This window comes from Halomonas sp. BMC6 (genome assembly GCF_964204995.1).
In the GTDB taxonomy this organism is placed as follows: Bacteria; Pseudomonadota; Gammaproteobacteria; order Pseudomonadales; family Halomonadaceae; genus Vreelandella.
In genome coordinates, this window is record NZ_CAXNSH010000001.1 from 1,815,353 (window position 1) to 1,841,151 (window position 25,799).

Consider the following 25,799-nt stretch of genomic DNA (forward strand, 5'->3'; position numbering starts at 1 on the left):
ATGAACGGCAGTCACTCTGTTGCTGCGGTGCCTGATGCAATCGCGGCGAGCCACGGCGAGTCTGGGACGCCCGGTGCTTGATCCGCAGCGCTGGCCAAGCAAAATGCTTTGTCTGGCAACCACTCTTCAAGATAGTTGATGAACGTACTGCGGGCGACTGTCGTTGCGCCCAGGCTGGCCAGGTGCGGCGTGTGCATTTGGCAGTCGATCAGCTTGCCGCCATGGGTGTGCATGGCGCTTGCCAAATGGGCCAAAGCAATTTTAGAGGCGTCGGGCTGGCGTGAAAACATCGACTCGCCGAAAAATACTGGTCCCATCGCCAAGCCATAGAGCCCGCCCACCAACTGGCCGCCGTGGTGGACTTCGACGCTGTGGGCAATGCCCAACGCATGTAGGCGCTGGTAGGCGTGGCGCATCTCTGGATGGATCCAGGTGCCAGGCGCGTCTTTGCGCGGGGCGGCGCAGCTTTCGATCACTTGCGTGAAGTGTTGATTCAGCGTCACGTGAAAGCCACCATGTCGCAGCCGTTTAGCTAGGCTGCGGCGTCGTTTAAACTGTGCAGGCAGCAGGATCATGCGCGGATCTGGGCTCCACCATAAAATGGGGTCATCGTCGCTATACCAAGGAAATATCCCTTTTCGGTAAGCGTCTACCAGCCAGGCTGGTGTAAGCTCTCCACCGGCAGCCAGCAGGCCGTTAGGGTTATCCAACGCCCGCTCGGTGGAAGGAAAAGTGGGGTGTGGCGATGAGAGCCAAGGTAGCATCGCTTGCTCCTGTTGCTAGTGGCGTCCGTCGAAGCGCTGTGACGGCGGAAGGATGCTCGGTATGATGCAAACTCGCAAGTGGATTAAAGACACCGTGTGGTGTAAAGGGAGAATCGCTTGAAAGTAAATAAGGCGGTAGACAAGCGAACGCAGCGGCAGTCGCGTCAGTCACCATCGAGTTCTCAATCATCGACGCGGGTCAATGCCGCGAAGGACAAGGCGCGCCGTTTTGGCCTGCGCCTGCAGGGCTCCGCCCGTGAAGGGGTGGTGGTCGTCATGCTGGCGCTGTGCGTCTTCTTGTTATTAGCGCTGTTTAGTTATCACCCTGCCGACCCTGGCTGGTCGTATCAAGGTCCGGAAACCGAGGTGCGCAATTGGATGGGGCCGGTCGGAGCTTGGCTGGCCGATGTGCTTTATTCACTGCTCGGAGCGAGCGCGCTCTGGTGGCCGGGCATGTTTGGTTACGCCGCCTGGTGGCTAATGCGCTCACGCCAGGTGCGCTTCGAATTAGACCCCGTGGCGATTGCCGTGCGGGCGGGCGGCCTTGTGCTGCTGATGTTCGGCACGACCATGTTGGGCGCCTTGCACTTTTATCACCCCGATAGCATTTTGCCCTATGCCTCCGGCGGTATCCTGGGAGAGGGGCTCGTGGGCACCTTGAAACCCCTCGTCAGTAGCGGCGGCGTGGGCCTGATCGCGGCAGCGCTCATCCTGATTGGGTTTCCGCTGTTTAGTGGCATGTCGTGGCTACAGGTTGCCGATGAAGTCGGGCGTAAGCTTTGCCGTATCGGCGGTTGGTTTGGCGAGCGTCGTGCCAAGCGGCGCGAAAAGCGTGCCGAACGTGCTGCCGTGCGTGCAGCGGCCAAGGCGGCGTCCAACAAAGTGAAGCAGCGCTCCTGGGCAGAGCCGAGCGATACGAGTACTGACCCTGTCGATGAAGAGGTCGATGAGGAGAAAGCGACAGTCGCTCCGCGCATCCGTGAAGCCCCCGAGCCACCCGTGAGTGAGCGTTCACCTGCCGGTCGTCGTGAGCGCCGTGAGCCGAGCTTCACGGCACCCGCCGAAGAGGAAGAGGCGTCGTCGGTCACCGATACGTCGATTCCTTGGGAAGCGGCCGCTGTACTGAGCGAGCGTCATGCACCGCCCCCTCCCGCTGCAGCCGCATCTCAAGACCCCGAGCCGGAGACAGCGCCTGATCCGAAGATGACGCCAGAGAAAGACGCGCCCGACGAGCCGATCATGCCGCTCTCCGCGCGCACACCGGAGGACGTCGAGGAGCCTGCTCCAGAGCCAACGCCCTCTATCGCCGATACTGAGGTACCGCTCGAAGCGTCCGAGGCATCCTCGCCAAACGCACAGGCGTTTGCGACCAAGCCCGTGGGTGAGCCAGAGCCTGCAGTACATCAGAAAGAGAGTGAGTACTCACCTCTAAACGCCAGCGAGGAGCAGGCAAGCGATGCCTATGCCCCGACCGTGCCGCTGCGCGCAACTCGCGATGAACACGACGAGCAAGAGCCATCTGCACCCATCGCGCCGGGGACGGTGACGCGTCGTTCGGAGCCAGAGCCAGAACCCCGCACGCTGCGCAGTGAGGCGCATCCATCTGCCTATCAGGCGTCTCCCATGTCAGCGGAGCCGCGCCGAGAGCGTGTGCCTGAGGTAGTGCCCGAGCCGGTGTGGGAGGACGATGACGAGGAGCTCCCGATTCGTCCGGCCACCGCTCCACAGGCTGCGGCCAGCGCCCGGCATGAACCCACGTTCTCGACCGACTCGGTGGACGACGAGGCCGATAACGGCCCCACCCTCTGGACCGTCGAACACCTGCAGAGCCAGCGTCCCGCCTTTGAAACGCTGCCGGAGCCCGAGGGCGATGTGCCCAGTTTGCAGCTACTTACGCCACCGGAGCCGCATCAGCCGAACTATACCGACGAGCAGCTTGCCGACATGGCCGAGCTACTGGAAATACGGTTACGGGAGTACGGCGTCAAAGCCGAGGTAGTGGATACCTGGCCCGGCCCGGTCATTACCCGCTTCGAAATCAAACCGGCTGCTGGAGTGAAAGTCTCCAAAATCAGCAATTTGGCGAAAGACCTTGCGCGCTCGCTGATGGTGAAGAGCGTTCGCGTGGTCGAGGTCATTCCCGGTCGGCCCACGGTGGGCATCGAGATCCCTAACCCGCACCGTGCCATGATTCGCCTGCGCGAAGTGATCGACTCGGACCGCTACCAGCAGGAGAGCTCGCCGCTTACGATGGCGCTTGGCCAGGATATCGGCGGAGGCCCGGTGGTCGCGAACTTGGGCAAAATGCCCCATCTGCTGGTGGCCGGTACGACCGGTTCGGGGAAATCAGTGGGCGTCAACGCGATGCTGATCTCCATGTTGCTCAAGGCCAAGCCCGACGAACTCAAGCTGATTATGGTCGATCCCAAGATGCTGGAGCTGTCGGTATATGACGGCATACCGCACTTGCTGGCCCCGGTCGTCACCGATATGAAAGAGGCGGCCAACAGCCTGCGCTGGTGCGTGGCCGAGATGGAGCGCCGTTATAAGCTGATGGCCGCCATGGGTGTGCGCAACATCGCCGGATTCAACGCGCGCCTCGATGAAGCCGAGCGCGCGGGTGCCCAGGTCGCCGACCCGTTGTGGGAGCCGCAGCCTTGGGAGATGCACCAAACACCGCCGGTGCTGGAAAAGCTGCCCTACATCGTGGTGGTCATCGATGAGTTTGCCGATATGTTCATGATCGTCGGCAAAAAGGTCGAAGAGCTCATCGCGCGACTGGCACAGAAAGCGCGGGCCGCCGGTATCCATCTGATTCTGGCCACCCAGCGCCCCTCGGTGGATGTGGTGACCGGTCTGATCAAGGCGAACATTCCGTCACGGATGGCGTTCCAGGTCTCCTCACGGATCGATTCGCGCACCATTCTCGATCAGGGCGGTGCCGAAAGCCTGTTGGGTCATGGCGATATGCTCTACTTGCCCGCGGGCTCCGGTCCGCCGAATCGTGTCCATGGTGCCTTCGTGGACGACGATGAAGTCCACCGGGTGGTCGATGACTGGAAACGTCGCGGTGAGCCGGAGTACATCGAAGAGATTCTCTCCGGCGGCGTATCTGCCGATGCGCTAACCGGGCTCGAAGCGGAAGGCGTCGACGGTGACGATGCTGAACAAGATGCCCTCTACGATGAAGCGGTGCAGTTCGTTACCGAGACCCGCAAGGCGTCCATTTCCGCCGTACAGCGGCGCTTTAAGATCGGCTATAACCGCGCGGCGCGGTTAGTCGAAGCCATGGAAGGCGCGGGTGTGGTCTCTTCCATGGGAACCAACGGTGCCCGCGAGGTGCTGGCGCCGCCACCGGTGGGCCACTGAGCGTGACCACACCAACCATGCAACAAGCGTGAAAGTCGCGCCGCTGGTGAAACCCCGCGGCGCGTTTCGCGTCTGAGGGGCATAGGGAGCTTTTTTTACGCTCTTTGCCTCGTCCGCTATTCGGCAATGATTGCCTAGGGAGAAAGAACATGCGCGAACCCTCTAACCGCCGCTCACCGGCCTTGGCACTGGCAGCCAGTGCGCTCGGTCTGACCTTTGCTGCCCCCATGGCAGCCTGGGCCAATGAAGCTGCAGAACGGCTCACCGAACGCCTAGATCCGCTGGAAAACTACCACGCCACTTTCGAACAGCAGATTCTCGATGGAGGCGGTGATCGTTTGCAGAGCGCGCGTGGGGAAATGTGGTTGTCGCGTCCCGGCATGTTGCGCTGGGAAGTCGAGGCGCCCTATTCGCAAACCGTGGTTTCCGACGGTGAGGACGTTTATCTCTACGACCCCGACCTGGAGCAGGTGACGGTACAGGCGATGGATGACCGGGTCACCCACACGCCCGCGCTGCTGCTATCAGGCAGTGCCGACGAGCTGACCGAAAGCTACGATGTGTTCTACGAGCAGCAGGATGGCGACGATGTCTTTACCTTGATGCCTACGCTGGCAGATACGCTGTTTGAAGAGCTCAGCATGGTGTTCGACGGCGATACCCTCACCGAGCTGTGGATGATGGACAGCACCGGTCAGCGCACCGCCATTACCTTTAGCGACATTACTCGCAACGGTAATATCGACCGCGAACTGTTCGATTTCCAAATTCCGGAAGGCACGGACGTTATTCGCGAAGAGATGTAGAGAGCGAGTCCGTAGAGAAGGGCGGGCGTGTTCAGCCCCGCCTGTGATGTGACGATCGGGCGCTCTATGGCGCTCGATCTGCTTCCTGGTCGCGCTCTTCCCGCCACGCCATGATCTCTGCGAAGCGTTTCTCCTGTCCAAATGCGCTCGGCTCGTAGAAGCGTGCGTTGGGCACGTCTTCCGGCCAGCAGTCGTGGGCGCTGCCTGCTGGATAACCGTTCGGCTCGTTATGGGCGTAACGGTAGCCCTCACCATGACCCAGCTGCTCCATCAATTTGGTGGGCGCATTACGCAAGTAGGTGGGCACCTCTACCTGCGGCTGCTGTTGCACGAACTGCTGGGCGCTCTTCCAGGCGCGGTCGATGCGGTTGCTTTTGGGAGCCACCGCTAAATGAATGGCCGCGTGAGCAATCGCCCGTTGGCCTTCATAATCACCTAGCCGTAAATAGGCATCCCAGGCAGCGATGACCAGCGGCAGCGCGCGCGGGTCGGCATTGCCGACGTCTTCGGAGGCAATGGCGGTCAAACGCCGCACGATGTCCAGCGGGTCACCACCGCCCTGAATGAAGCGTGCCATATAGAGAAGCGCAGCATCGGGGCGGGAGGAGCGAATCGATTTATGAATCGCCGATAACAGGTCGTAATAGGCATCGCCCTGTTTATCGAATGCGCTGGATTGATGGCCCACTACATCCGCCAGCACCGCTTTGCGCAGCACGTCACGTCCATTCTGCCGTTCGGTGAAGTCGCAGGCGGTTTCCAGCAGCCCCAGGGCGCGCCGGGCATCCCCCGCGCTGGCGTGTGCCAATGCTGCCAATACGCCGGGCTCCACCTCGATGGCCCGTTTGCCCAGCCCGCGCTGCGTGTCGGCAAGCGCTTGCTCCATCACCTCGATCAGCTCTTGCGGTGTCAAGGATTTCAGCACGTAGACGCGCGCTCTGGAGAGCAGCGCCGAATTCACCTCGAACGAGGGGTTTTCGGTCGTGGCACCAATCAGCGTTAACAAGCCGGACTCTACGTGAGGCAGCAGCGCATCCTGCTGGCTCTTGTTCAAACGGTGAATCTCATCTAAAAAGAGAAGCGTGGGCGCGGTGCGCTGGCGTGCGCGCTCCACCACCGAACGAATCTCTTTGACGCCAGCCATTACCGCACTTAGGTGCTCGAGATGGGCGTCGGACGCCCGTGCCAACAGCTCTGCAAGGGTGGTCTTACCAACGCCGGGTGGGCCCCACAAAATCATCGAGCGCACTACCCCCGACTCGGCCATACGGCGCAGCGGCTTGTCTGGCCCAACGAGTGCCTGCTGGCCGATGTAGTCATCCAGGGTCAACGGGCGCATGCGATAGGCTAGCGGGGCCTCGTCCCCGGGGGTTGCATCAAAAAGATCCATATAAACTTCCGTTGTAAATCGAGACGTTGAACGACCAACGCTTAACAAGTGTCTGTGGTAAATAGCGCAACGTCAGGCTACCTTTTGGCATAACCGTGAATAAGCGCCCGTCCTGTGTGGATCAATCTAGAGGCGCATGGCAAAGATTAACGCTAGTGTAGTAGAACCCAGCTCATGATCGCGTGCCTATTGCTTTTGTAGGGAGAGAGCAGCAGGCATGACACTTACGAAGGAGACGGCACGATGTTAAACCAACTGCGTCTAGATCATGCCAACATGGCGCGAATGCTCCATGTGCTGCAGCTAAAGCATAAAACCTTGGCCAGCGGTGAGCGGCCTGACTTCCAACTGATGCGCGAAGTCGTGGACTACATTCTGTCCTACATGGATGGTTTTGCAACGCCGCTGGAGCGGATTTGTGTCGAGCGGCTGCAGGTTCAGGCTCCAGAACACCTGCCTCTGATGGAGCAGATGGCCAGCGATTATCGTGAGCTCAAGCCCCGTTTGATGCGCCTTTCCCATGATATCGACATGATTCTCATGGATAACATTCTGCCGATGGATCGCTTTGCCGAAGATCTCAAGGCGTACCTGGACGCGCATCGCGGCTATCTTCGCCACGAGCGTGAAGGGCTTTTCCCGCTGATCGACAAACACTTCAGCGAAGAGGACATGGAAGAGCTTCGTCAGGCCCTGCCGGACGGTGCCGAAAAAGAGCTGGAGCGGCTTCAGCTTGCCTACCCTGAGCTATACGCCGAGCTGTGCGGGGCTGATGTGCCCGCGCTGTAAGTGCGATCCCATGTGAATCCTTCTGTGCCGAACGGGGCGTGTTAAACTAGCGCCCCGTTTTTATGGGCGGCTGACACGTTACGCCAACGCGTGACGTGACTGGCCATGGGGCGTTGCGTAGCGCTGGGATTTAACAATGCGGATGGGCAGGTGAGGGGTGATGTCAGGGCCAATACTGATTTTTGATTCCGGCGTGGGCGGGCTGTCCGTTGCCCATGCGCTGCGCCAGCACTATCCCTCGGCTGCCCTTTGCTACGCCTGCGATAACGCTTGGCTTCCTTACGGGCTGCGTGACGACACGACGCTAGCTGAGCGCATCGTCACGGTATGCCAAGCGGCGGTAACAGCCTGTCAGGCTAGCGTGCTTGTCGTGGCGTGTAATACCGCCAGCACCCTCGCTTTGGAGGGGCTGCGCCAAGCGCTTTCGATTCCAGTGATTGGCACCGTACCGGCGATCAAACCGGCGGCGCAATTGAGTGCCACGCGGCATATCGGTTTACTGGCCACGACGGCCACGGTGAATCGCCCCTATACCCAAGGGTTGATCGATAGCTTCGCCAGCGATTGCCGCGTCACCAAAATAGCGGCAGATGCCCTGGTAACGGAAGCCGAAGCGTGGCTAGCGGGCGTGCCTCTCGACATGTCGCGTGTGCAGCAGGCGCTGACGCCCCTATGGCAAGCCACTAAGGCGCACCCCGCGCTGGATACCGTGGTGCTGGGCTGCACCCATTTTCCGCTACTGCAGCCGCAGTTGGTCACGCTGGCCCCGGTGCCGATTACCTGGGTCGATTCCGGCGATGCCATTGCCCGCCGGGTCGGGCAAGTTGCCACCACGCTGGTCAGCAGCGCCCACGATGGTCGCTGCTACACGACAGCGCCCGCTACCGCGTTGACCGATGGCTTCGCCCGCTACGGCTTTCAGCCACCACGGCTGCTGGCGCTGCCCGTGAGGCTGTCGACCAGTAAAGCGCCTTTTTAGACGTTCACCATGAGTAATGAGGAGCCACCTTGGCGATCCCGACTGTAGATCCAGCACGCTACGACGAGCAGCTGGCCGAAAAGCAAGCCTACGTGGCCAGCACCTTCGCCGCGTTCGATACACCTGAACTGGAGGTGTACCCCTCGCCGCCCAGCCACTATCGCCAGCGCTGCGAGTTCCGTATTTGGCATGAAGAGGATGACCTGTTCTATGCCATGTTCGAGGTCGACCCGGAGAACCCCAAGAATAAACGCGTCGTGCGCCTCGATCAGTTTCCAGTCGCCAGCGCCCAGATCAACGCGCTGATGCCCAAGCTTCGTGAGGCATGCCTGGCCAGCGACGAACTGCGCCGCCGTCTGTTTCAGGTGGAATTTCTCACCACGCTGTCCGGCCAAGCGCTGGTGACATTGATTTATCACCGCCCGCTGGGGGAAGCCTGGGAGGCAGAAGCGCGTGCCCTGGAGAAAGCGCTGGATATCATGATCATTGGCCGCTCCCGCAAGCAGCGTCTGGTACTGACCCAGGATCACGTATGGGAGCGGCTCACGGTGGATGGCCGCACGCTGCACTATCAGCAAGTCGAAAACAGTTTTACCCAGCCCAATGCGCACATTTGCCAAACCATGCTGAGCTGGGCCAAAGAGGTGACGCAAGGTCGCCAAGCAGAGGATCTGGTGGAGCTCTACTGCGGCAACGGCAACTTCACGATTGCCCTGGCCGACAATTTCCGCCGCGTACTGGCGACTGAAATCTCGCGCACCTCGGTGGCTAGCGCCAACGTCAATCTCGAGGCCAACGGCGTGACCAATGCCCACGTAGCGCGCATGTCGGCGGAAGAGTTTGCGCTGGCGTTGAAGGGCGAGAAGACCGGCCGCCGCGTGGCCGACATGGCCCTCGACGAGTACGACTTCATGACCGTGCTGGTCGATCCACCCCGAGCGGGGCTGGATGAGCAGAGCTGCCATCAAATCAGCGAATACGCGCAAATCGTCTATATTTCATGCAACCCGGTCACACTGGCCGAGAACTTAGCGCTGCTGACCAAGACCCACGACATCGAGCGATTCGCGCTATTTGACCAGTTTCCGTTTACCCACCACTGTGAATGTGGCGTGCTGCTCACTCGACGCGCGTCTTGAACAAACGCACATGAGCGGCGAGGAACTTGTCAATAGTGCTTATGATGCACAAGCGGCATACACCATGAATAACCTGTCAGATGGTTAGGGTGGCGATGATGGGTAGCGTAAGCTAACGGGTAGTGTGGCCTAAAGGCCTATTGTCCTTCGTTTTTTTGGCCTAAGTAGTGGCCCCAGGCAGTCGAGGTGATGGATGCATTACGTTGCGATCGAAGAGAGTCGGCGGGATCTTTTAAAGCAGCTACAAGAGCGCTTGGAAGCGCGACTGGAGCCAGCGCGGGCGGCCGACATCGAAGCCTTTGCGCGCCACTTTTATGCCACGGTGCCGGTAGAAGACTTGGTCGACCGTCGCTTGGACGATCTGTACGGTGCGACGCTGTCCATTTGGCAATTTCTCCAGCACCATGATCCGAAAAGCCCTAAAGTCCGTATCTTCAATCCGGATTTCGAAGAGCACGGCTGGCAGTCTACCCACACCTTCGTGGCGGTGCTGCATGAAGACATGCCGTTTTTGGTCGACTCCGTGCGCATCGAACTCAACCGTCGCGGCCTAACGGTACACGCCATTCAAAACGCCGTGTTCGCTGTGGCCCGTGATAGCCAGCATCAGCTGAAGGCGCTCACCTCTCCCAAAGATGAGAATGCACCGGACGCCCGTGAATCGCTGATCGTCATCGAAGTTGATCGCCACACCGATGCCGAGTCTCTGGCAAAAATCGAGCGTAACCTGCAAGAAGTCCTACGGGACGTGCGTACCGCCGTGGGCGATTTCGATGCCATGTGCGGTCAAATCACCTCCGCCATTCAAGAGCTGGAAAAAAACTGCCCGCCGCAGATCGACCCGGACGACCATGAAGAGGCCATCGCTTTCCTGGAGTGGTTGCTGAAAGATAACTTCACCTTTCTGGGCTACGATGAGTACCTGCTGGAAGGCAACGAGCTGCAGCGTGATCCCAACAGCGTGCTGGGTGTGTTCCGGTTAGACCAGCCGCGTTACCGCGAGCGTATCCGCACCGAAGAGGGCATCGATGAGCACGATGACTATGTGCTGGTGCCGCAGCTGCTCTCGTTCGCTAAAAGTGCCCACCACTCCCGCGTGCATCGGCCAACGTACCCGGACTACATCACCGTCGACCGCTACGACGATGACGGCAACGTGATCGGTGAGCGTCGCTTCTTTGGCTTGTTCACCGCCACGGTGTACAACGAGTCGCCGCGCAATATTCCGTTGCTACGCCGCAAACTCAAGGCCGTGATGGATATCGCGGGCTTCAACCCCCAGGGCCACAACGGCAAGCAGCTCTTGCAGGTGCTGGAAGTTTACCCACGAGACGATCTGTTCCAGATCAGCACCGAATCCTTGGCCAGCACGGCGCTGGGTATTCTCAACATTCGCGAGCGCCGTCAGGTGCGGCTATTCATCCGCGCCGATGTCAGCGGTAAGTTCTACTCCTGCTTGGTGTTCGTGCCGCGCGACGTCTTCTCGACCGACCTTCGCCAGCGCATTCAGGGCATGCTGTGCGATGAGCTCGACGCCCACTTTGGCGACTTCAACACCTATTTATCCGAGTCGGTGCTGGCGCGTATCCAACTGATCCTGCGCTTCAACGGCGATGCCCCGAGCCAATACGATCTCAAACGTCTGGAGAGTAAAGTCGCTCGCTTAGCCCGCAGCTGGCGCGATGACCTGCAGGCGGCGATGATCGAAGGCTTCGGTGAAGAGCGTGCGAACCACCTAATCGATCAGTTCCACGATGCGTTCTCCGCCAGCTATCGGGAAGATTTCAACGCTCGCACGGCCGTGTTCGATGTCCAGCACCTGCTGAATCTGGATAACGGCGACGATCTCTCGCTCTCGCTTTATCGCCCGCTGGAAGAGCAGGCGGGCGGCATGAACCTGAAGTTGTTCCACCGCGAATCGCAAATTCCGCTCTCTGACGTGCTGCCAATGATGGAAAATCTGGGGCTGCGCGTGATTGGCGAGCGCCCCTACGATATCAATGCCCCACAGCAGCGCTACTGGATTCACGATTTCGAGCTGGAGCACAGCCGTGAAGGCGTCAATCTCAGCGAAATGCGCGATACCTTCAGCGAAGCGTTCAAGCGTATTTGGGCAGGCGAGGCCGACAACGACGCCTTCAACCGCCTGATCATCGGCGCTGGGCTGGACTGGCGTGAAGTGGCCATGCTGCGCGGCTACGCCCGTTACTTGAAGCAGATTCGCTTCGGTATGTCGCAAGACTACATTGCCGCAACGCTGGCCAACTATCCGGCCATTACCCAGACCCTGGTAGAGCTGTTCCGCTTGCGTTTCGACCCTGCCCTACAGCCCAGCAGTGTCGATGACTGCCTTGCGCGGCTCAACGAGCACCTGGAAGGCGTTGCCAGTCTCAACGACGACCAGCTGCTGCGCCGCTTCATGGAGCTGATTCAAGCGACGCTGCGCACCAACTACTACCAGACCAACGATGACGGCCGCTACAAGGATTACATTGCCTACAAGCTAGAGCCATCGAAAGTCACCGGGATGCCCAAGCCGCGTCCGGCGTTCGAGATCTTCGTCTGCTCGCCGCGGGTCGAAGGCGTTCACCTGCGCGGTGGTAAAGTGGCGCGGGGTGGCCTGCGCTGGTCGGATCGCCTCGAAGATTTCCGGACCGAAGTGCTAGGCCTCGTGAAAGCGCAGCAAGTGAAAAACGCAGTCATCGTGCCCGTCGGCGCGAAGGGCGGTTTCGTATGCAAGCGCATGCCGGAAAACGCCGATCGCGAAACCCAGCAAAAAGAGGGGATCGCCTGCTACCAAATCTTCATTCGCGCGCTGTTAGACGTCACCGACAACCTCGTAGGTGGCGAGGTAGTGCCGCCGCAAAACGTCGTGCGTCACGATGATGACGATACCTACTTGGTGGTTGCTGCCGATAAAGGCACCGCGACCTTCTCCGATATCGCCAACGCGATTTCGGTGGAGTACGGTCACTGGCTAGGCGACGCCTTTGCTTCTGGTGGTGCCAACGGCTACGACCACAAGAAGATGGCGATCACGGCTCGTGGGGCGTGGGAGTCCGTGAAGCGCCACTTCAAGAACCTGGGCGTGAATACCCAAGAAGATCTGTTTACCGTAGTGGGTATCGGAGACATGGCGGGGGACGTGTTCGGTAACGGCATGCTGCTCTCCGACAAGATCCAACTGGTGGGCGCCTTCAACCATCTGCATATCTTCGTCGACCCGAACCCGGATGCCGCAGCGGCCTTTGCCGAGCGCAAGCGCCTGTTCGATCTGCCGCGCTCCAGCTGGGAAGATTACAGCAGCGAACTGATCTCCCAAGGGGGCGGCGTATTCAGCCGCAGCGCCAAGTCGATCACCATCACGCCGGAAATGCAGCAAGCGTTTGGGATCGAAGACGCTCGCCTGTCGCCCAACGACCTGATTCGCGCCATGCTCAAAGCGAAGGTCGATCTGATTTGGAACGGCGGCATCGGTACTTACGTGAAGAGTTCTGAAGAGACCGATGCAGACGTGGGCGACAAAGCCAACGATGCGCTGCGTATCAACGGTAAAGAATTGAACTGCCGCGTGGTCGGCGAGGGCGGTAACCTGGGCCTGACCCAGCGTGGCCGGATGGAAGCCGCCGCCAACGGGGTACGCGTCTACACCGACTTTATCGACAACGCGGGCGGCGTGAACTGCTCGGATCACGAGGTCAACATCAAAATCTTGATCGATGAAGTGGTCAAGCGTGGCGATATGACCGACAAGCAGCGTAACCAGCTGCTGGCCGACATGACCGAAGAGGTCGCCGACCTGGTGATTCTGGATAACTACCGCCAGACCCAGGCGCTGGACCTGTCGGAGATCTTGTCTCATCAGGGCATGGGGCCGTACCGTCGCTTCATCAGCGAGCTGGAGTCCGCCGGTCAAATCGACCGCGAGCTGGAGTTCCTGCCCGCCGATGACGTGCTCAAAGAGCGCGCCAGCAACAATCAGGGCATGCGCTTACCGGAACTGTCGGTGCTGATCTCCTACGCCAAGAGCACCCTGAAGGGCGACTTGATCAACTCCGACGTGCCGGACGATCTCTATATTCACCGTCATCTGGAGCGCCTGTTCCCCGCCGTGCTCACCGAGCGCTATCAAACCGAGATGTACGACCACCGCCTGAAGCGTGAAATCGTCGCCACGCAGGTGGCCAACGATCTCGTCGATCACATGGGCATCGTCTTCGTACGCCGCTTGATGGACTCGACGGGCGCTGGCCGCGCCGATATCGCCCGCGCATACGTGGTGGCTCGCGACGCCTTCAACCTGCCGTCACTGTGGGCGCAGATCGAAGCGTTGGATAACCAAGTGCCGAGCCGTGTGCAGTACTCCATGATGCTGGACCTGATGCGTATGATCCGCCGCGCTACGCGCTGGTTCCTGCGTCAGCATCTGGGGCTCTCGACCCAGGACACCATCGAGTACTTCGGTCCCCGTTTGGCGCAGTTGCAGGAGGGCATCGGCGAGCTGCTCAGCGGCGAAGAGCAGGCCGTATGGCGTCAGCGCTGCGACGAGCTGCAAGCAGCCGGCGTGCCGGAAGCACTGGCCGCTACGGTGGCCGCCGCGCCCAGCCTCTACGCTGGTCTGGGCATCATTCAGGCCGCACGGATCACCAACGAGAAACCCCAGCGGGTGGCCGAGGTATTCTACGAAATCGGCAGCCGCCTAGAGCTACCTTGGATGATTCAACAGGTCACGCATCTGGAAGTTCGCGACGCCTGGCAGGCCCAGGCGCGGGAAACCTTCCGCGACGACATTGACCGCCAGCAGCTGGCGCTGACCACCAGCGTCCTGAAGTTGGAGGCGGGCAGCCGCGATACCCAAGAGCGAGTAGCCCAGTGGCTAGAGCAGCATGCCGAGCTACACCGTCGCTGGTGCCGCTTGATCGACGAAGTGCGCGGTGGCAGTGAAGGTGGATTCGCACTGTTTGCCGTGGCCGTGCGTGAGTTGGTCGACCTCGCCGAGAGCGATAGCGAAGCGTAAGCCGCAACGCGTACTCAGCGACTCGCTGTACGCTCGTGGAAAAGCCGTGCCCTGGGAGACCAAGGCGCGGCTTTTTTCATCCTGCGAAGCCCGGGCGATGTGCGCTATACTGCGCCCGCCCGCATGTCGCCCACCGCTTAGGAGAGTCTTGCCGATGTACCCAATTGCCCGCTCGCTGCTGTTTCGCCTGGACCCCGAAACCACCCATGGCATGGCGCTGAACGCGCTCGACGCGTTGCACAAAGTGGGCGGTATTCAGCGGCTGTATGGTGAGCCGGTGAGTGACCCTATCGAACTCATGGGGTTACGTTTTCCTAATCGGGTCGGGCTGGCCGCCGGGCTGGATAAGAACGCCGACCATCTCGATGCGCTGGGCGAGCTGGGGTTTGGTTTTGTGGAAGTGGGCACCGTGACGCCCAAAGCCCAACCGGGCAACCCGAAACCACGCCTGTTTCGGCTGGCTGGGCATGAGGCGATCATCAACCGCTTCGGGTTCAACAACAAAGGGGTGGCGCATCTCGTTGCCCAGGTCAAAAAGCGCCACTACAACGGCATTGTCGGTATCAACATCGGTAAGAATCTGACGACATCGGTAGAGCATGCCTTGGATGATTACCTGCTGTGCCTCGACGCCGTACATGGCGCGGCAGACTACATTGCGGTGAATATCTCGTCACCCAATACGCCGGGGCTACGCACGCTGCAGTTTGGCGAACAGTTAGACGCGCTGCTGGGGCCGATTCGTGAGAAAAGCCGAGAGCTGAACGGCCAAGCAGGCCGAAACGTGCCGCTGCTGGTAAAAATCGCACCGGACATGAGCGAAGAGGAAGTCGCGCTGGTGGCTGGCAGCATTGCGCGCAACGAGCTGGACGGCGTGATTGCGACCAATACCACCGTCTCCCGTGACGCCGTGCAGGACGACCCTCAAGCCCAAGAGGCTGGGGGACTTTCGGGTAAGCCGGTGTTCGAGGCATCCAATACGGTCATCCGTTTGCTGCGCGCACATCTGCCGATGCTGCCGATCATTGGCGTAGGCGGTATCGATAGCGGCGAGGCGGCCAGGGCGAAAATAGCCGCGGGAGCGGATGTCGTACAACTCTACTCAGGGCTGATCTACCAAGGGCCTGGTCTGGTGAGGCAGTGTGTCGAGGCGCTAAAGCAGCAGGGCTAACACCGCAGTGTTGAGAGGATACGTGGTGTTGAGACGATAAAAAGCCCGCTTGGTAGCGGGCTCCGTCTCCAATGTTTGGGTAAAAGGTAAATAAACTAGGTCATGACCATGGGGTTTTTGTGAATGCCGGAAACGCCGATCATTCCATCCCACTGGTCGCCGCGACCTTCACGCCAACCGCTCATCCAATACTCGCGTAAATTGACATCTTGACTGGGACAATCATCACGGGAGCGACCCGTAATGCCCGCTTTGTAGCCGTGAACATAAGCCCGTTGGAAGCGATCACGTTTTTGTCGTTTCATTGGCTAACCTCTTTGCATGAAAGCCTTTGATAAGAAGCAGTGCGTAAGGCAACGTGGTAACAGCAGGCCCGCAGGCGCGCTTTACCAGGATTGCCAACTCCACTTCGAGAGGTGACTTCAAGTTCAAGAGCGAGCTGCTGCCTCAGCGCTAATGCCTAGCACTCACGTGCTGAACGGGCGAAGCGGCAAGCTCAGACAAGCCATGGGTCGTTATCGGCGTTTTGAAACAGACACGATAGAGACCCTGACAAGCAACGCATGCGTTTTTAGTAGCTACCCTCTTATTGTTAGACCATGATGGGGTCACTTGTCGACCATCAAATTGTCATAAGACATACATTCATTTGCCATATATAGGAATATCGCGCGGTTACGCGCGGCGATCATCATGACCGAGCTGAGCCAAACTGCCCCTCTTAATCTCCTGGCGACCTGCCCCAAAGGCATCGAAGGCCTGCTGGCGGATGAACTGTCGGCCCTGGGCGCCGAACCGGGTAAAACCACTGTGGCGGGGGTCTATTTTTCTGCCGATCAAGCCACTGCCTACCGGGTTTGTTTATGGTCCCGCCTAGCGAACCGCGTGATTCTGCTATTGGCGCGTGAAGCGATGATAGAGACCGCCGAGCAGGTGCGCGACGTGGTTGCGCGCATCGCCTGGAGCCAGCATCTTGCCCCCGGCAAGACCCTGGCCGTGGATTTTCATGGCCGCAGCGACCATATTCGCCACACGCGCTTCGGCGCACAAACGGTGAAAGATGGCGTGGTGGATGCGCTGCAGCTGGCCGGTCAAGAACGGCCCAATGTCGATACCAAAACCCCCGACCTGCGTATTTACGCCCACCTGCACCGGGCCAATCTGAGCCTGGGGATTGATCTCTCTGGCGAGAGCCTGCACCGCCGTGGCTACCGCCGCGATGTGGGCCACGCGCCGCTTAAAGAGAACCTGGCAGCGGCGCTGCTGGTGCGGGCCGGCTGGCCGGAGCGGGCCAAAGCGGGCGAGCCATTGATCGATCCGCTATGTGGGGCAGGAACGCTGCTGATCGAAGCGGCGCTGATGGCGGCTGACCAAGCCCCTAACCTGAACCGCGAGCGGTTTGGCTTTCACGGCTGGGCAGGCCATCAAGACGCTGTGTGGAGTGAGTTAAAACGCGAAGCCGAAGCGCGCGCCTCCATTGGCCGAAAACGCTGCAAAACGGAACTGTTGGGCTTCGATCAAAGCCCGGCAGCACTGACTGCCGCCAAGTCTAATGCCATGCGGGCGGGCATTCCGGCGTTAATTACGCTCCACGGTCAGAGTCTGGCTCAACTGAGCCGACCAGACACCCTGACCGCCGAGCAGGGGCTAATGATCACCAACCCGCCCTACGGCGAGCGCTTGGGCGAGCTGCCGGAACTGGTGCGGCTCTATGCCCAACTAGGTGAAAAAGCCAAGGCGCTGTTCCCAGGCTGGACGCTGGCGCTGTTTACCGGCAACCCGGATCTTGGCCACCGCTTAGGCCTGCGTGCCCATAAACAGTACGCACTGAAAAACGGCGCGCTGGATGCCAAACTGCTTTTAATGGAGATTGGCAGCTCCCGCCCTGCGCCTGAGAAGAGCGGTGAGCCGACAGACGCGGGCGTAGTGCCTCAGGCAAGCCGTACGGTAAAACCGGCGGTGTCGGAAAATGCGCAAATGTTTGCCAATCGTCTAGCGAAAAACCAGAAACGTCTGAAAAAATGGCTGAAGCAGAGCGGTGAGACCTGCTACCGCATTTACGATGCCGATATGCCGGAATACGCGCTGGCGGTGGATCGTTACGGCGACCGCGTGCATGTGCAGGAGTACGCGGCACCCAGCTCTATTAATCCGGCGCAGGCGCAAAAACGGCTGTTCGATGCCCTGGACGTGCTGCCCGAGGCGCTGGGTGTCGACCCCAGTAAGATTTACGTCAAGCGCCGCGAGCGGCAAACCGGTGCGGCCCAGTACCAAAAGCGCGATGCCAGCGGCGAGCGTTTTGAAGTGCAGGAAGGCAGCGCTCGGCTATGGGTCAACCTGCGCGATTACTTGGATACCGGCCTGTTTCTGGATCACCGTCCGGTACGTCGGATGCTCGGCGAGATGGCCAGCGGCAAGCGCTTTCTCAACTTGTTCTGCTATACCGCGACGGCCACCGTGCAAGCCGCGCTGGGCGGGGCCAGCGACAGCGTCAGCGTGGATATGTCCAACACCTACTTGGAGTGGGCGCGGGACAACTTTGCGCTCAACAAGCTTGACCCTAGGCTGCACCGCGTGGTGCGGGATGACTGCTTCCGCTGGCTGGAAACCGCCAACGCGCAGTTTGATCTGATCTTTATGGATCCGCCGACCTTCTCGAACTCGAAGAAGATGCGCGACACGCTGGATGTGCAGCGCGACCATCCGCGTTTGGTGGAACTGGCCATGGCACGCCTGGCCCCCGGCGGCACGCTGGTGTTCTCCAACAACCAGCGGCGCTTTAAGCTGGATGAAGCGCTAAGCGAGCGCTATGCGGTAGAGGAGATCACCACGCGCACCTTCGACCCGGATTTCCAGCGGCGCACCAACCTGCACCACGTGTTTTTGCTGCGCCACTCTTCATGAGCCACTCCTCCTGAGCCGATAAAGAGCAAGGGCGATGATTGAACTATCGATTTACACGACGCTGGGGTGCCATTTGTGCGCCCAGCTAGAGGCGCTGGTGGCCACACTGGCTAATCAAGAGGTGAGGTTGCACCACATCGAGATCAGCGACGACGACGCTCTGGTGGAGCAATACGGCACGCGGATTCCGGTACTGGTGGATGCCAACGGGGTTGAGCTGGATCGCGGCTTCGATGTGGTGCGTTTAAGCCACTGGTTGAACGAGCGGGGCTGGTTGGATGAGGCGGCACTTGCCGCGCTCACCACGCCGCCAGAACACGCGCCTCCTGTGGGGGCGCATCAGCGCAACGGGCGGCGCTTCTTAGGCTAATGAAGCGGGGAGAGTCGTCTAAAAGGGTGATGCGTCAGAGCGCGTCTAATAGCGACAGCTGGCGCATCGCTTCTTGGCCTTCCGGTGTATGGTCGGCGGCTTCCAGCACTTTGCGAAACCCGCGTGAGGATTGAATCGTCGTTTCATCCTCTAGCCACATCTCTGCTTGCTCCAGAGTGTCCGCCAACTGGTGTTTCAACCCGCCAAACTGGGTGCCGATTTGCCCCCAGGCGCGGCTGAAAATCCAGTCGCCGAACATATCCTGGTGAATATGCACCAACACATAGTCATGGTCGGTTTCCCAGCGTACGATCACAACCATCTCCTTAACCACTGCTTGATCACGCCTGCACAGCAAGCCATTGCGGGCGTATTGTAAAGCCCGGATACCAAAACGCCTATGAAACTTGTTATCGACGCTAATATCCCCGCTGCCGACGCCTGTTTTGGAGGCCTAGGGTTGCTGCACCGCCTGCCGGGCCGTGAGATCCGAGCGGCAGACGTGAAAAACGCCGATGCGCTGATCGTGCGCTCCATCACTCAGGTGAATCGCGCACTGCTGGCGAACAGCCCGGTACGTTTTGTGGGCACCTGCACCATAGGTACCGACCATATCGATCTCGATTATCTCAAAGAGCGCGATATTGGCTTTGCCAGCGCCCCGGGATGCAATGCGGAAGCGGTGGTGGACTATGTGCTGAGTAGCCTGCTGACGGTGAGCGAGCGAGACGGCTGGCCGCTGTTGGAGCGAACCGTGGGTATCGTCGGGGCAGGCAACGTGGGTAGCCGCTTACAGCGCCGTTTACAGGGGCTTGGCGTGGCGGTACGGGTGTGCGATCCACCCAGAGCAGAACAAGAGGGCGCAAGTGGCTTTGTGTCACTCGATAAACTGATTGATGAGTGCGACGTGATTTGTCTGCACACCCCGCTGGTGAAGGCTGGCTCTCACGCCACCTACCAACTGCTGAACGCCCAGCGCATCAACGAGCTGGCCCCTGGTACGCTGCTGCTAAACGCTGGGCGTGGCGACTGCATTGATGGCCTAGCGCTGCGTAGCCGTTTGGCAGGGAAGGGCGATATCACCGCCGTGTTGGACGTTTGGGAAGACGAGCCGGGCATTGATGCGGGGCTGCGTGATTTGGTCACTTTAGCGACGCCGCATATTGCCGGGCACAGCCTGGACGGCAAGCTACGCGGCACCTGGATGATTCAGCAAGCGTTGGCAGCGCAGTTGGGCCAGTCAGGCAGCATGCCGTTTAGCGAACTCTGCCCGCCGCCAGCGCTGGCCACCCTAACGCTGCAGAGCGCACTGCCGGTGGAAGAGGTACTTCGGCTCTGCGCGCGGGCCGTGTATGACGTGCGCCGCGACCACGATGCGCTGCAGCGTCAGGTGATGCACCAGGGAGTTGCCAAGGGCTTTGATAGCTGCCGCGCTAATTACCCGCTGCGCCGCGAGTTCGCTACGCTCACCATTTGCCTAGAGAGCGACGCAGTGACGTTGCAGCCATCGTTGCAGGCAGCCGGTTTTCAGGTGCGCTGCGGCTAACCCACCTTATGCGTTTGTTTAAATGCACAAGGCCCGCATTGGCGGGCCTTGGCGTATTTTATTGAGCGCTCACAGCTTACTGACGGTACGCGGCTTCTTTTAGGGCGCGAATGCGGTCATCCAGCGGCGGGTGGCTGGCGAACAGCTGCTCGACCAGCGAGCGGGTCTGACCTTTGGTGATGGCCATCGCGCGCAGGGTGTCCGGCATTTGATCGGGCATCTCGGTTTCGGCTTTCAGGCGTGCCAAGGCGTTGACCATCGCACCAGTGCCAGCCAAGCGGGCACCCGCTTCGTCGGCACGGTACTCGCGGTAGCGGGAGAACCAGGCCACGATGGCCGACGCAACGATACCAAAGACGATCTCAGCGACCATCACCACTGCAAAGTAGCCCATGAAGCCTAGGCCACCTTCGCCGTCGCTGCGGCTTTTCAGGAAGCTATCGACCAAGTGAGCGACAACGCGGGCAAAGAACATGACGAAGGTGTTCACCACGCCCTGGATCAGCGCTAGCGTCACCATGTCGCCGTTAGCCACGTGGCCAATCTCATGGGCCAGCACCGCGCGGACTTCTTCAGGGCGCATACGGTTGAGCAAGCCAGCCGACACCGCCACCAGGGCATCGTTTTTATTCCAGCCGGTGGCAAAAGCATTGGACTGCTGGGCGGGGAAGATACCCACTTCCGGGGTTTTAATGCCCGCTTCACGGGAAAGCTCGGCCACGGTATCCACCAGCCACTGTTCGGTGGAGTTCGACGGGTTTTCGATAATCACGGTACCCGTCGAGCGCTTTGCCATCCATTTGGAGATGAACAGCGATACCAGCGAGCCCGCCATACCGAACACAAAGCAGAAGATCAGTAGGCTGGTAAAGTTAATGCCCTGGCTAGTGAGATAGCTCTCAACACCCAACAGTCGCAGCGTGATGCTGGCAACCAGCAGCACGGCAATGTTGGTGGCTAGAAACAGCACGATTCGCATCATGGGTTAGGGTCTCCCTCAAGGTCATAACAAGTGTCAATGGACTGATGGCTTAGATACGTGCTTTGCATGACAGTTTCAAGTCGCTGTTTTTTCTGTCGATCGTTACTGTCGATAGCGAGACAGGAAATTGGCAAAGCGGTCGAGCGCGTCACCCAGCTGGTCGGCCCAGGGCAGCGTGACGATACGCACGTGGTCGGGGTCTGGCCAGTTGAAGGCAGTGCCCTGCACCAGCAGAATTTTCTCCTGCAAGAGTAAGTCCAGCACCAACTGCTGGTCGTCTTTGATATTGAACACCTTGGGGTCCAAGTGCGGGAACGCGTAGAGCGCGCCTTTGGGTGTCACGCAGGAGACCCCAGGAATCGCGTTGAGCTTCTCAACGGTAATGTCGCGCTGGGCCAGCAAGCGCCCGCCCGGCAGAATCAAATCGTTGATCGACTGATAACCGCCTAGCGCCGTTTGAATGGCGTGCTGGGCAGGAACGTTAGCGCATAGCCGCATCGAGGCCAGCATGGTCAGGCCCTGAATAAAGTCCTTCGCCCGCTGTTTCGCTAGCGTGCCGGAAATAGTCATCCAGCCAGAGCGAAAGCCCGCGCAGCGGTAGCTTTTAGACAGACCGTTCATGGTGATCACCAGCTGGTCATCGTCGGCCAGCGCGCCGGTAGCAGTGTGCTCGACGCCGTCATAGAGAATCTTGTCGTAGATCTCATCGGAGAACACCACCAGATTGTGCTCTTGGGCGATATCCAGCACTTCCCGCACCACTTCCGGTGGGTAGACCGCACCGGTGGGGTTATTGGGGTTAATGATCACAATGGCGCGGGTACGGCTGGTGACTTTGGCACGAATATCGGCCATATCCGGTGCCCAGTCGGCTTGCTCGTCGCACAGATAATGCACGCCGTGGCCGCCGGAAAGGTGGGCGGCTGCTGTCCAGAGCGGGTAATCCGGCGCGGGGATCAGCACTTCGTCGCCATCGTTCAACAGCGCCTGCATGGCCATGACGATCAGCTCGGAAACGCCGTTACCAATATAGATATCTTCGATACCCACCCCAGGAATCTGCTTACGCTGGCACTCCTGCATGATCGCCTTGCGGGCAGAGTAAAGGCCTTTGGAATCACAGTAGCCCTGGGCAGTGGGCAGATTGCGCATCACATCCTGCAGAATCTCTTCCGGCGCTTCGAAGCCAAACGGTGCCGGGTTGCCAATGTTGAGCTTCAAGATTCGCTGGCCTTCTTCTTCGAGGCGCTTGGCGTGGTCGAGGACCGGGCCGCGAATGTCGTAGCAAACGTTGTGCAGTTTGTGTGATTTTTTCAGCGTGTGTGAGTCTCTAGGCTGCGGGGTGTCCATGGGTGCGTTATCCAAAAGTGTCCAGTGCCGAGGAAGTATCTGTTGTGCGGTTCATTATGCGTCGGATGGTGCCGGGCTGTCTTGGTCGTTTTGCTCGGGCGGCGGCGGAATGTCCGCCGGGGTTTCCAGCGTGATGCGTCCAAGCTTACCGTCGCGCAATTCATGCAGCAGCACTTCGGCGCCACGGTGCAGGTCCACTTCCCCGCCAGGGCGCAGGCCGCCGCGTTTTCCGGCGATCTCTTTGAGGATGGCGTGGCCGTCAAACCCGGCAATAGCAAGGAAATCAGGCTTCTTAGGGCCGTCGGCGTCGACTTCCTCCACCACGGGGGCTTCGTAGGTGGGCAGTTCTTTCAGCTTGTAGCGGGCGGTGAGCTCGGCAGGGTAGCGTTTGGCGAGCTCCGCGCTGGCAACAATAGCCACATCGGTATACTCAATGGCGGTATCACGAATCGCGCCGCTGGCCGCCAAGCGGTAGGCGCTGGCCTGGTCTTCGATTTTGGGCCAGAGCACCCCAGGGGTGTCGATGAGCGCTACTCGGCCATCAATACGCACTTTTTGCTGGCGCTTGGTCACCGCAGGCTCGTTGCCGGTTTTGGCAATTTTGCGCCCGGCTAGGCCGTTAATCAGCGTCGATTTCCCTACGTTGGGAATGCCCATCACCATCACGCGCACGTCGCGGTCGGCGCGCACTGCACCGGCCAGCTCGTGGCAGAGCTTGGGAATTTTTTTTAGCTCGCGGGTGTTAGTGGTGGTAATCGCCAGGGCGCGGGTGTCTTCCTGGGCATCGAAAAAGGCGACCCACTCGTCGGTACGGGTGGGGTCTGCCAAATCCGCGCGGGAAAGAATTTTCAGCACCGGCTTATGGCGGGTCAGCTCGGCCAGCATGGGGTTGGCGCTGGAGTAGGGCAGGCGCGCATCGAGCACCTCGATCACCACATCAATTTCCGGCAGCGCGTCCTTGATCTGGCGGCGGGCCTTGTTCATATGTCCGGGGAACCAGCCGAGCATGGGTTTCTCCTACAAGCACAAAAAAGCGGGCGCCCATTCTAGCAGATGGTGCCCGCCTTGCCGTGCTTCCTTTCAGGGGTTACTCGTCGGGGTGGAACTCCAACGAGACGGAGTTGATGCAGTAGCGCAAGCCGGTGGTGTCTGGCGGCCCGTCCGGGAAGACGTGGCCCAGGTGGGCATCGCAGTGAGAGCAGACCACTTCGGTGCGAATCATGCCGTGGGAGGTGTCGCGGTGCTCCTCGACGCAGCGCGTTCCTAGCGGCCGGTCAAAGCTTGGCCAGCCGCAGCCCGCGTCGAATTTGTGCTCGTTTTCAAATAGCGGTGCGTGGCAGCAAACACAGTGATAGATACCTTGGGCATCGCTCACTTGGTAGTCACCGGTAAATGGCCGTTCGGTGCCTTTCTCCCGGGCGACCCGGTACTGCTCTGGGGTGAGCTGCTTGCGCCATTCGTCGGGGGATTTTTCTATTTTCGCCATGGGGTCTCCTCTCCCTCTGGTTGCCGTTCATCAGAGGCTATCTAGGTCGGCTAGCCTATCATCGTTAGGCCGCGCTGTGGCTAATGACAATAGGCCGACCATCCTAGTTCAGCATGTGCGAAACTCGCCAAATTCGCCAGTGGGCTTTATACGCTAGCGGCACCGCCGTTGCTGCGTGGGTCGTGAGCGCTCTCGATCAGCCCGTCTGGGTGGCGCACGATGCCGCCCGCGTGGCCCATGGTGTCGCTGAAGGCGTCGGGCAAAACCTCGACATCGTGGCCCGCCGTGGCCAGCGCCGCGACCAGCTCATCATCGAAGCGTTTTTCCAGCTTGAGATTGGTACTCGTTTCGCCCCAGGTGCGGCCTAGCAACCAACGCGGGGCGGTGATGGCCTGTTGCAGCGGAATGCCGTGCAGCGCGTAGCGGGAGAACACCGCCGCCTGGGTTTGCGGTTGGCCTTCGCCGCCCATGGTGCCGTACACCATGGTGCGGCCATCGTTGAACAGTGCCAGTGCCGGGTTGAGCGTATGGAAGGGTTTGCGTCCCGGGGCTAAGCCGCGTAAATCGTCTGGGTCGAGCGAAAAACTAATGCCACGGTTCTGCCATAGCACGCCGCTTTCAGGCAGTACCACGCCGCTACCAAACTCCCAGTAGATGCTTTGAATAAAGCTCACCGAGCGGCCTTCGCTGTCGACGGTGCCCATCCAAATAGTGTCGCCGGGCGCGGGCTCGTAAGGCCAAGGCAGTGCTTGGGCGGCATCAATTTCGGCGACTTCTGCGCTAAGGCGTTCGTCGCTGAGCAGCGCCTGCAGCGGCGTGGGCACTCGGTGTGGGTCGGTGACATAGCGGTCGCGCAGCATGAAGGCGCGTTTGGTAGCTTCAATCAGCCCATGCAGGTGGTCAAAGCCGTTGGGCTCGGCGGCTTTGATACGCTCGTAAATGCCCAAAATCATCAGCGACGCCATGCCTTGCGTCGGTGCGGGCAGGTTATACAGCGTAGCGTCATTGAGTTGTACGTGCAGCGGTGTGACTTGCTGAGCGCGGTAGGCGTGAAAATCGGCTAAGCGCAGCGGGCTGCCGAGTGCCTCTAACTCCTTCGCCATGCTGGCGGCAAGCTCGCCCCGGTAGAAATCATCCAGCCCGGCACTGGCCAAGCGCTTTAACGTATTAGCCAAGCGCGGCTGGCGCAGGCGCTCGCCTTCACGGGGAACTTGGCCGTTAAGCAGCAGGGCATCGCTAAAGCCGGGGCTTTGGCGCAAGCGCTCCAAGTGTTTGGCGGTAAGCGTTTCCTGGCTCTGTGAGACGGCCACGCCCTCATCGGCATGGCGAATGGCATCGGCCAGCAGCGTGGGCAGCGGCAGCGCGTTACCCCAGCCCGCCGCTACGTTGAGCGCTTCCTGCCAACCGCTAATGGTGCCCGCCATGGTCAGCGCGGCTTTTGGCCCACGTTCCGGGATCTGCGACTCGCCGGCATAAAAATCGCCGTTGGCTAGCTGTGCAGCGGGGCCACAAGCGTCGATGGCCACCGGCGCTTTGCCCGGCTCGTGAATCAGCCAAAAGCCATCGCCCCCCAAGGCATTCATGTGCGGGTAGACCACGGCGATGGCCGCCGCCGCGGCAACCATGGCTTCGACGGCATTGCCGCCTTGCTTTAATACATCGCGACCGGCGCTAGCGGCAAGGTGATGCGGGGCAACACAGCTGCCGCCGTAACTACGTTGGGTATGGAGCATTGAA

The 25,799-nt window shown here is 60.1% G+C and carries 19 protein-coding genes; 10 read left to right on the plus strand and 9 right to left on the minus strand.

What is annotated here, in order from left to right:
* Positions 1–11: 11 nt before the first annotated feature.
* A complete protein-coding gene (gene aat / locus AB6K10_RS08615; protein ID WP_339118445.1) occupies positions 12–764 on the minus strand; it encodes a leucyl/phenylalanyl-tRNA--protein transferase in 753 nt (250 codons plus the stop codon).
* Positions 765–881: 117 nt separating this feature from the next.
* Here aat and AB6K10_RS08620 point away from each other — a divergent pair, with 117 nt between their 5' ends.
* On the plus strand, positions 882–4,133 hold the full coding sequence (locus AB6K10_RS08620; RefSeq protein ID WP_339118446.1) for a DNA translocase FtsK 4TM domain-containing protein: 3,252 nt from the start codon (positions 882–884) through the stop codon (positions 4,131–4,133).
* 149 nt (positions 4,134–4,282) lie between these two features.
* Entirely contained in the window at positions 4,283–4,939 is a 657-nt protein-coding gene (gene lolA, locus AB6K10_RS08625; RefSeq protein ID WP_159341579.1) for an outer membrane lipoprotein chaperone LolA, read from the plus strand.
* Positions 4,940–5,003: 64 nt separating this feature from the next.
* On the opposite strand, the gene AB6K10_RS08630 is transcribed toward lolA, so the two are convergent.
* Entirely contained in the window at positions 5,004–6,329 is a 1,326-nt protein-coding gene (locus AB6K10_RS08630) for a replication-associated recombination protein A (RefSeq protein ID WP_253017081.1), read from the minus strand.
* Between the two features lie 243 nt (positions 6,330–6,572).
* Here AB6K10_RS08630 and AB6K10_RS08635 point away from each other — a divergent pair, with 243 nt between their 5' ends.
* The 5 genes from AB6K10_RS08635 (at position 6,573) to AB6K10_RS08655 (ending at position 15,424) form a co-directional block, all read left to right on the plus strand.
* Complete coding sequence (locus AB6K10_RS08635; protein ID WP_159341581.1) at positions 6,573–7,118, plus strand: hemerythrin domain-containing protein; 546 nt, start codon at positions 6,573–6,575, stop codon at positions 7,116–7,118.
* A gap of 160 nt (positions 7,119–7,278) precedes the next feature.
* Positions 7,279–8,097, plus strand: a complete 819-nt coding sequence (gene murI, locus AB6K10_RS08640) for a glutamate racemase (protein ID WP_339118447.1) — start codon at positions 7,279–7,281, stop codon at positions 8,095–8,097.
* Between the two features lie 29 nt (positions 8,098–8,126).
* Positions 8,127–9,236, plus strand: coding sequence for a tRNA (uridine(54)-C5)-methyltransferase TrmA (gene trmA, locus AB6K10_RS08645; RefSeq protein ID WP_339118448.1), 1,110 nt, complete (start codon positions 8,127–8,129; stop codon positions 9,234–9,236).
* A 193-nt stretch (positions 9,237–9,429) separates the two neighbouring features.
* Positions 9,430–14,253 (plus strand): NAD-glutamate dehydrogenase, encoded by a 4,824-nt coding sequence (locus tag AB6K10_RS08650; RefSeq protein WP_339118449.1) that lies wholly within the window; start codon positions 9,430–9,432, stop codon positions 14,251–14,253.
* A 154-nt stretch (positions 14,254–14,407) separates the two neighbouring features.
* Positions 14,408–15,424, plus strand: coding sequence for a quinone-dependent dihydroorotate dehydrogenase (locus AB6K10_RS08655; RefSeq protein WP_159341585.1), 1,017 nt, complete (start codon positions 14,408–14,410; stop codon positions 15,422–15,424).
* A 95-nt stretch (positions 15,425–15,519) separates the two neighbouring features.
* Here the strand turns inward: AB6K10_RS08655 and rmf are convergent, their stop codons facing one another.
* On the minus strand, positions 15,520–15,729 hold the full coding sequence (gene rmf / locus AB6K10_RS08660; protein ID WP_159341586.1) for a ribosome modulation factor: 210 nt from the start codon (positions 15,727–15,729) through the stop codon (positions 15,520–15,522).
* 388 nt (positions 15,730–16,117) lie between these two features.
* On the opposite strand from rmf, the gene rlmKL reads away from it, so the two are divergent.
* Together rlmKL and AB6K10_RS08670 are read left to right on the plus strand one after the other, a co-directional pair.
* Entirely contained in the window at positions 16,118–18,328 is a 2,211-nt protein-coding gene (rlmKL, locus tag AB6K10_RS08665) for a bifunctional 23S rRNA (guanine(2069)-N(7))-methyltransferase RlmK/23S rRNA (guanine(2445)-N(2))-methyltransferase RlmL (RefSeq protein ID WP_339118450.1), read from the plus strand.
* Positions 18,329–18,362: 34 nt separating this feature from the next.
* Positions 18,363–18,698, plus strand: coding sequence for a glutaredoxin family protein (locus AB6K10_RS08670; protein WP_339118451.1), 336 nt, complete (start codon positions 18,363–18,365; stop codon positions 18,696–18,698).
* A gap of 34 nt (positions 18,699–18,732) precedes the next feature.
* On the opposite strand, the gene AB6K10_RS08675 is transcribed toward AB6K10_RS08670, so the two are convergent.
* The gene (locus tag AB6K10_RS08675; RefSeq protein ID WP_139525487.1) at positions 18,733–19,014 is read right to left on the minus strand and encodes a hypothetical protein; all 282 of its coding nucleotides are present in this window, start codon (positions 19,012–19,014) and stop codon (positions 18,733–18,735) included.
* An 84-nt stretch (positions 19,015–19,098) separates the two neighbouring features.
* Between AB6K10_RS08675 and pdxB the strand changes: the two genes are divergently transcribed.
* Entirely contained in the window at positions 19,099–20,244 is a 1,146-nt protein-coding gene (gene pdxB, locus AB6K10_RS08680; RefSeq protein ID WP_339118452.1) for a 4-phosphoerythronate dehydrogenase PdxB, read from the plus strand.
* 76 nt (positions 20,245–20,320) lie between these two features.
* On the opposite strand, the gene htpX is transcribed toward pdxB, so the two are convergent.
* The 5 genes from htpX to AB6K10_RS08705 all read right to left on the minus strand — a co-directional run bounded on the left by htpX (position 20,321) and on the right by AB6K10_RS08705 (position 25,795).
* Complete coding sequence (gene htpX, locus AB6K10_RS08685; RefSeq protein WP_339118453.1) at positions 20,321–21,226, minus strand: protease HtpX; 906 nt, start codon at positions 21,224–21,226, stop codon at positions 20,321–20,323.
* A 102-nt stretch (positions 21,227–21,328) separates the two neighbouring features.
* Entirely contained in the window at positions 21,329–22,576 is a 1,248-nt protein-coding gene (locus tag AB6K10_RS08690; protein ID WP_339118454.1) for a pyridoxal phosphate-dependent aminotransferase, read from the minus strand.
* Between the two features lie 54 nt (positions 22,577–22,630).
* A complete protein-coding gene (ylqF, locus tag AB6K10_RS08695; RefSeq protein ID WP_285262609.1) occupies positions 22,631–23,584 on the minus strand; it encodes a ribosome biogenesis GTPase YlqF in 954 nt (317 codons plus the stop codon).
* A gap of 79 nt (positions 23,585–23,663) precedes the next feature.
* Positions 23,664–24,062, minus strand: a complete 399-nt coding sequence (gene msrB / locus AB6K10_RS08700) for a peptide-methionine (R)-S-oxide reductase MsrB (RefSeq protein WP_159341593.1) — start codon at positions 24,060–24,062, stop codon at positions 23,664–23,666.
* 146 nt (positions 24,063–24,208) lie between these two features.
* Positions 24,209–25,795: a gamma-glutamyltransferase family protein gene (locus AB6K10_RS08705; protein ID WP_339118455.1), complete on the minus strand. Its 1,587-nt coding sequence runs from the start codon at positions 25,793–25,795 to the stop codon at positions 24,209–24,211.
* Positions 25,796–25,799: the final 4 nt, after the last annotated feature.

Excerpts from the sequence above, each read along its gene's own strand:
- aat (WP_339118445.1), bottom strand. The coding sequence starts at position 764 with ATGCTACCTTGGCTCTCATCGCCACACCCCACTTTTCCTTCCACCGAG.
- lolA (WP_159341579.1), top strand. The coding sequence starts at position 4,283 with ATGCGCGAACCCTCTAACCGCCGCTCACCGGCCTTGGCACTGGCAGCC.
- AB6K10_RS08630 (WP_253017081.1), bottom strand. The coding sequence starts at position 6,329 with ATGGATCTTTTTGATGCAACCCCCGGGGACGAGGCCCCGCTAGCCTAT.
- AB6K10_RS08635 (WP_159341581.1), top strand. The coding sequence starts at position 6,573 with ATGTTAAACCAACTGCGTCTAGATCATGCCAACATGGCGCGAATGCTC.
- murI (WP_339118447.1), top strand. The coding sequence starts at position 7,279 with ATGTCAGGGCCAATACTGATTTTTGATTCCGGCGTGGGCGGGCTGTCC.
- AB6K10_RS08650 (WP_339118449.1), top strand. The coding sequence starts at position 9,430 with ATGCATTACGTTGCGATCGAAGAGAGTCGGCGGGATCTTTTAAAGCAG.
- AB6K10_RS08655 (WP_159341585.1), top strand. The coding sequence starts at position 14,408 with ATGTACCCAATTGCCCGCTCGCTGCTGTTTCGCCTGGACCCCGAAACC.
- rmf (WP_159341586.1), bottom strand. The coding sequence starts at position 15,729 with ATGAAACGACAAAAACGTGATCGCTTCCAACGGGCTTATGTTCACGGC.
- rlmKL (WP_339118450.1), top strand. The coding sequence starts at position 16,118 with ATGACCGAGCTGAGCCAAACTGCCCCTCTTAATCTCCTGGCGACCTGC.
- AB6K10_RS08670 (WP_339118451.1), top strand. The coding sequence starts at position 18,363 with ATGATTGAACTATCGATTTACACGACGCTGGGGTGCCATTTGTGCGCC.
- pdxB (WP_339118452.1), top strand. The coding sequence starts at position 19,099 with ATGAAACTTGTTATCGACGCTAATATCCCCGCTGCCGACGCCTGTTTT.
- htpX (WP_339118453.1), bottom strand. The coding sequence starts at position 21,226 with ATGATGCGAATCGTGCTGTTTCTAGCCACCAACATTGCCGTGCTGCTG.
- AB6K10_RS08690 (WP_339118454.1), bottom strand. The coding sequence starts at position 22,576 with ATGGACACCCCGCAGCCTAGAGACTCACACACGCTGAAAAAATCACAC.
- ylqF (WP_285262609.1), bottom strand. The coding sequence starts at position 23,584 with ATGCTCGGCTGGTTCCCCGGACATATGAACAAGGCCCGCCGCCAGATC.
- msrB (WP_159341593.1), bottom strand. The coding sequence starts at position 24,062 with ATGGCGAAAATAGAAAAATCCCCCGACGAATGGCGCAAGCAGCTCACC.
- AB6K10_RS08705 (WP_339118455.1), bottom strand. The coding sequence starts at position 25,795 with ATGCTCCATACCCAACGTAGTTACGGCGGCAGCTGTGTTGCCCCGCAT.